The 5,195-nt window shown below is 67.9% G+C and carries 5 protein-coding genes; 2 read left to right on the top strand and 3 right to left on the bottom strand.

What is annotated here, in order from left to right; translation table 11 throughout:
- Positions 1 to 1,721 (bottom strand): 5-methyltetrahydropteroyltriglutamate--homocysteine S-methyltransferase (gene metE / locus Q4F73_RS11345; protein ID WP_303359451.1); only part of this gene is annotated, 1,721 nt, incomplete at its 3' end.
- A 57-nt stretch (positions 1,722 to 1,778) separates the two neighbouring features.
- On the bottom strand, positions 1,779 to 2,753 hold the full coding sequence (locus tag Q4F73_RS11340; protein WP_303359450.1) for a methylenetetrahydrofolate reductase: 975 nt from the start codon (positions 2,751 to 2,753) through the stop codon (positions 1,779 to 1,781).
- 293 nt (positions 2,754 to 3,046) lie between these two features.
- Between Q4F73_RS11340 and Q4F73_RS11335 the strand changes: the two genes are divergently transcribed.
- Together Q4F73_RS11335 and Q4F73_RS11330 are read left to right on the top strand one after the other, a co-directional pair.
- A complete protein-coding gene (locus tag Q4F73_RS11335; protein ID WP_303359449.1) occupies positions 3,047 to 3,721 on the top strand; it encodes a hypothetical protein in 675 nt (224 codons plus the stop codon).
- Positions 3,722 to 3,805: 84 nt separating this feature from the next.
- Complete coding sequence (locus tag Q4F73_RS11330) at positions 3,806 to 4,051, top strand: hypothetical protein (RefSeq protein ID WP_303359448.1); 246 nt, start codon at positions 3,806 to 3,808, stop codon at positions 4,049 to 4,051.
- Here Q4F73_RS11330 and Q4F73_RS11325 read toward each other — a convergent pair.
- A complete protein-coding gene (locus tag Q4F73_RS11325; RefSeq protein WP_303359447.1) occupies positions 4,048 to 4,944 on the bottom strand; it encodes a cation diffusion facilitator family transporter in 897 nt (298 codons plus the stop codon). The two genes, Q4F73_RS11330 and Q4F73_RS11325, sit on opposite strands and share 4 nt — an antisense overlap.
- Between the last annotated feature and the right edge of the window lie 251 nt (positions 4,945 to 5,195).

The following is a 5,195-nucleotide window of genomic DNA, read 5'->3' as shown; positions in this document are numbered from 1 at the left end:
ACCGGGCCGGTGAGCATGCCCTTGACGTGCTTCTCGGACAGGGACTGGGCGTACTTGGCCCACTCGACGGTCATGGCCTCCGGGCGGGAGACGTCGCCGACGACGATGGAGGGGCGGGTGCAGCGGGAGCCGTAGGACTGGACCCAGCCGTGCTCGGTGGTGACGAAGCCGTCGAGAAGCTCGGCGAAGTACTGGACCATGTCGTTGCGCTCGGGCTCGCCGTGGACGAGGACGTCGATGCCCAGGCGCTCCTGCAGCTCGATGACGGACTTGACCTCGTCCTTCAGCGCCTCGGTGTACTGCTCGTCGTTGAGGGCGCCGGAGCGGTGGTCGGCCCGTGCCTTGCGGATCTCGGTGGTCTGCGGGAAGGAGCCGATGGTGGTGGTCGGCAGCTGCGGCAGGTTGAGGGCCTTCTGGGCCTCGACGCGGCCGGCGAACTCGGGCTGGCGGGCGACCTGGCCGTCGGGAAGCGCGGCGACGCGGTCCTGCACGGCCTGGTTGTGGGTGCGGGCGGATTCGCGGCGGGTGCGCACGGCGCGGTCGGACTGCGCGAAGGCGTCGGCGGCGGCGACTGCGCCCCCCTCGACGGCGGCGGCCAGGGCCTTCGCCTCGCCGATCTTCTCGTCGGCGAAGGAGAGCCAGCCGGCGACGTCGACCGGCAGGTTCTTCTCCACGGCGACGGTGTGCGGGACGTGCTGCAGGGAGACGGACGAGGTCACGGCGAGCTTATCGACGCCGCCCTTCTTCAGCTCCTCGAGCACCTCAAGGCGCTCACGCAGGTCGGCGGCCCAGATGTTGCGGCCGTCGATGACGCCGGCGGCCAGGGTGATGTCGGTGCCGGCGAGGGCCTTCGCGACGCGGGCGACGTAGCCCTCCTCGTTGCGGAGGGTGACCGGGGCGAGGTCGACGGCGAGCGCCTCCGGCTGGACCCCGACGAGCGCCTCGAGCCCGGCGCGCAGGGCGCCGTAGGGGGTGGTGATGAGCACCTGCGGGCGGTTGGTCTCGCCGAGGATCTCGCCGTAGACGGTGGCGGCGTGGTCGGCCAGCTCGGCGTCGGTGGCGATGGTGAGGTCGGCGACCAGGGCCGGCTCGGCGAGCTGGACCCATTCGACGCCGGCCTCCTTGAGGGCGGCGAGGACGGTCTTGTAGGCGGCGGTGAGATCTGCCAGGCGGGACAGCGGGTTGAAGCCCTCGCCGGCGTCCTCGGTGGCCTTGGACTTGGCCAGCAGGGTGACCGGGCCGACGAGGAAGGGACGGACGACGTGGCCGGCGGCCTTGGCCTCGGCGACGATGTCGAGGATGCGCTGCGGGCGCGGGGTGATGACGGTGTCGCCGGAGACCTCCGGGACGAGGTAGTGGTAGTTGGTGTCGAACCACTTGGTCATCTCGAGCGGGGAGCGCTCGGCGTTGCCGCGGGCCAGGGCGAAGTACTCGGTGAGGTCGATCTCGGCGGCGTCGCCACCGATGAGGCCGACGGTGACGGCGGTCTCCAGCACCTGGTCGTAGAGGGCGACGTCGGCCGGGATGGCGTAGTCCTGGTCGAGGCCCAGGTCACGCAGGCGGGCGTAGTTCTCGACGCGGATGGAGTGCGCGGAGGAGGTGAAGGTCTCCTCGTCGATACGCCCGGCCCAGAAGGACTCGAGGGCCTTCTTCAGTTCGCGGTTGGCGCCGACGCGCGGGTAGCCCTCGATGGTGAAGGTGGGGAAAGCAGAGGCAGACATGAAGAAGGAGACCTTTCAGGGAAAGAGTGTGGTTTATCGGAGAAATGTGGACGGGTGTCACCCGGTGGTGGGGCGCGCGATTCCGATGCGGTCGAGCAGCTCGGTGGTGGTGTCCGGCCGGTTGAACGTGTACACGTGCATGCCCCCGGCACCGGCGGCCAGGATGGTCTGCGCGAGCTCGGCGGTGAGGTCGAGGCCCGTCTGGTACTCGCTCTCCGGGCCTGCCGCCTCCAGCCGGTTGAGCAACCGGTCGGGGACGGTGAGCCCGGAGAGCTGCCCCATTCGGCGCAGCCTCGCCACGCTCGTCATCGGCATGATTCCCGGGATGAGCGGGATGCGCACGCCCGACAACCGCGCCCGCTCGGCGAAACGCAGATAGTCCTCGGCGTCGAAGAAAAGCTGTGTGATGGCGAAGTCGGCGCCGAGGCGCTGCTTGGTCAGCAGCACGTCGATGTCCTGGTCCCGGCTGACGGATTCCTCGTGGCCGCTGGGGTAGGCGGCAACACCGATGGCCAGGCGGCCGGCGCCGAAGCGGGCGACCTGGTCATCCTCGATGGAGCGGATGAGGTTGATGAGGTCGGTGGCGTGCGGCAGGTAGCCGGCGGGCATTCCGGTCTGCCCCTCCGCGAGATCACCGCGCAGGGCCAGCAGGCCCCGGACACCGGAGTCCATGAGGCGGTTGATCCAGCCGATGAGTTCCTCGCGGGTACCGGCGGTGCAGGCCAGGTGCGCGAGGGTGGGGATGCGGGTAACGGCGTTGATCTTCTCGATGAACCGGGCGGTTCCCTCCAGCCAGCCGGAGTTCCGCGAGCTGGTCACGGAGACGTAGTCCGGGTTGTAGGCCTGCAGGGTGGTCAGGAGGGCATCGATGGTGGCCTCGTCAGTGTCCCGGCGCGGGGGCATGACCTCGAAGGAGAGGGAGGTGCGCTGCGGAACGCGGGCGTGGCGGGTCTCCTCGGGATCGAAGGTGTCCAATGGGGCGGAGGCGGAGAATCGACGCTTGGCGCTGTACTGCGGCGGCGCTGCGGTCATGGTTTTTGTCCTCCTTTCGACGACCCCGTTGGGCAAGTGGCTGTGAATGTAGCAAGGCAGGGGTTTGCCGCGGGTAATTTTCCAAAAGATAGCACTTAGCAGCAGCGCGTTGACCAGGCCCTATAATGCTTGTGTTGTGTGAATATAATTCGTCCAGAACGGCGATTTCTCGCCCCAAAATGAACCAAGCGGTTCATTTTTGTTTTCCCAGGATCCTGGCCGCACATTGCAGGCGCAAACACGGTGTTCCTCGCTACTGTGGAGGGAGACAGAACTACCCGAAGGAGCACACCGTGAACCCCGCCACCATCAAGATGCTGTTGGATGCTTTCTCCACCGTCCGCGAGCGCGTGCAGGACTACAACGAGAAGAAGGCCCGCGAGGCCTACGATCTGCTGTCCGACGCCGCCGATCGCGTCGATTTCGACGGTCTCCGCTCGCGCGGTGAAGAGCTTCTCGACGAAGGCCGTCGCGAAGCCGGCAACGTCACCCAGGCAGCACACGACCGCCTCGATTCCGCCAAGAAGCGACTGGCCAAAGTCGCCGACAACACCCCGGCCCGCAAGCGCGCGAAGAAGGCCCGTATCCGCCGCAACTGGAGCCTGGCCGGACTGGCCGCTCTCCTCGTCGCCGCCATCGGCGGTGCCGTCTACTGGTTCACCCGCCAGCAGCAGGCCCCGGGTGACACCCCACCGCGCGTGGAGGACTTCTCCGGTGCGGACACCACCGAGGCTCCGGCCACCGAATCCACCCTGGTCTACTCCACCGAAACCCCCGGTTCCCCGGAGGAGGGTGTCGCCGAGCGCGATGAGGAACTGCTGGGCTCCCTCGACGATCAGCTCTCGAAGCACCGTCAGGCTGCCGAGGACGAGGCCGGCGAGTTCGAGGTGACCGAGGACGATCCGATCAACGAGGAGACCGTCGACGACGTCACCGACCCCGACGCCGAGTCCGGCGACAACAAGTAGCATTCTCCCGCAGCGCCTGTTTCCCTGACGGGGGGCAGGCGCTGTTTCGCGCTCTGCGCACGACGCACAGGTACCCTCGGGCGCATGCCCATCAACGTGCTCACCATCAAGACCATCGACGATCAGACCCTGCACTTTCGCGCCCAGTCCGAGGAGAAGGACGTCAACGGACTGCCGGAGGTGGACAACGTGGAGCGCCTGCGGGCGGTCCTCGAGTCCGAGGACCCGGAAGCCGCCTTCGAATGTGAGGATCTCGACGGTCAGCCGCGCACCGTGCCGGCCGAGCAGATCTCCCAGTACGACGTGGAGAAGCTGGACGACGTCGACTAAGGGCGGCACACGTCCTCGTGAGCCGCGTGGCCCGGGTGCTCGAGCTGGATGGTCGAGTGCTCGATCCGCAGGCTACGCAGTGCCTCCTGCGCCTGCCCGAGGATGCCGCACGCGCCCGGAGTCACGCATGAATCCTCGACCACCAGGTGTGCGGTGGCCAGCGGGGTCACCCCGTCGGTGGACCACACGTGGAGATCGTGCACCGCGACCACGCCGGGGAGCCGCGCCAGAGTGCACTCCACCTCGCGGGTGTCCACTCCCCGCGGTGCCCGCTCCAGGAGCACCTCGAGTGTGTGCCACAGCAGGCTGAGCGACCGGGGGAGCACGACAGCGACGATGGCCAGGGAGGCCACGGTGTCCGCGTGCACCCACCCGGTCCAGCGGATGACCAGCGCCGCGATGATGACCGCGACCGAGCCGAGCAGGTCCGCGATGACGTGCAGGAACGCACCGCGGATGTTGAGGTTGTCGTGGCGGTGCCGGGAGAGCACCCACGCCGAGGCCGCGTTGGCCACCAGACCCACCACGGCGACCACCAGCATGAGTGAGGTGTCAATCTCGTGGTGCCCACCGATGCGGCCGATCGCCTGCACAAGTATCCACACGACCACAGCGGTCACCGTCAGCGCGTTGAGCAGTGCGGCGAGGACCTCGATGCGGCGGTGCCCGAAGGTCGCGCTTGCCGACGCCGCCCTCCTCCCCACCAACGCCGCCAACAGCGCGATGATGAGGCCGGCAGCGTCGGACAGCATGTGCATGGCATCGGAGAGCAGCGCCAGTGAACCGGACACGAGGCCACCGACGAGCTCGGCGAGGAACACGGTGCCGGTGATACCGACGGCGATGCCCAGCGCGCGCAAGGGCGCGGACCCGTGGTCATGATCGTGTGCCATGCCCTCAGGCTAGCTTATTGAAACGCTATTGAAAACGCCTCGGTCAGGCACGTCGCCGACACTGAGGGCGTGTCAATTCCAGCTGACATCGTCGGCACGTTTTCCCAGGACCGGGCTGATCCCGAGCCCTGATGTCAGCCAGAATGGACGGTGCGGGGTAAACGCGGGGATTCAGGGAGAAACGACTGAGGGCCACCCCCGGCGCCTGGTGTTTGCGCTGGTGGTGGCCCTCTTTTCGTGGAGCATAGGAG

The organism is Corynebacterium sp., assembly GCF_030535495.1.
Taxonomy (GTDB): domain Bacteria; phylum Actinomycetota; class Actinomycetes; order Mycobacteriales; family Mycobacteriaceae; genus Corynebacterium.
This window is presented reverse-complemented; position numbering and strand designations above follow the sequence as displayed.

Coding starts and splice junctions, on each gene's coding strand:
- Q4F73_RS11340 (WP_303359450.1), bottom strand. CDS start 2,753: ATGACCGCAGCGCCGCCGCAGTACAGCGCCAAGCGTCGATTCTCCGCC.
- Q4F73_RS11330 (WP_303359448.1), top strand. CDS start 3,806: ATGCCCATCAACGTGCTCACCATCAAGACCATCGACGATCAGACCCTG.
- Q4F73_RS11325 (WP_303359447.1), bottom strand. CDS start 4,944: ATGGCACACGATCATGACCACGGGTCCGCGCCCTTGCGCGCGCTGGGC.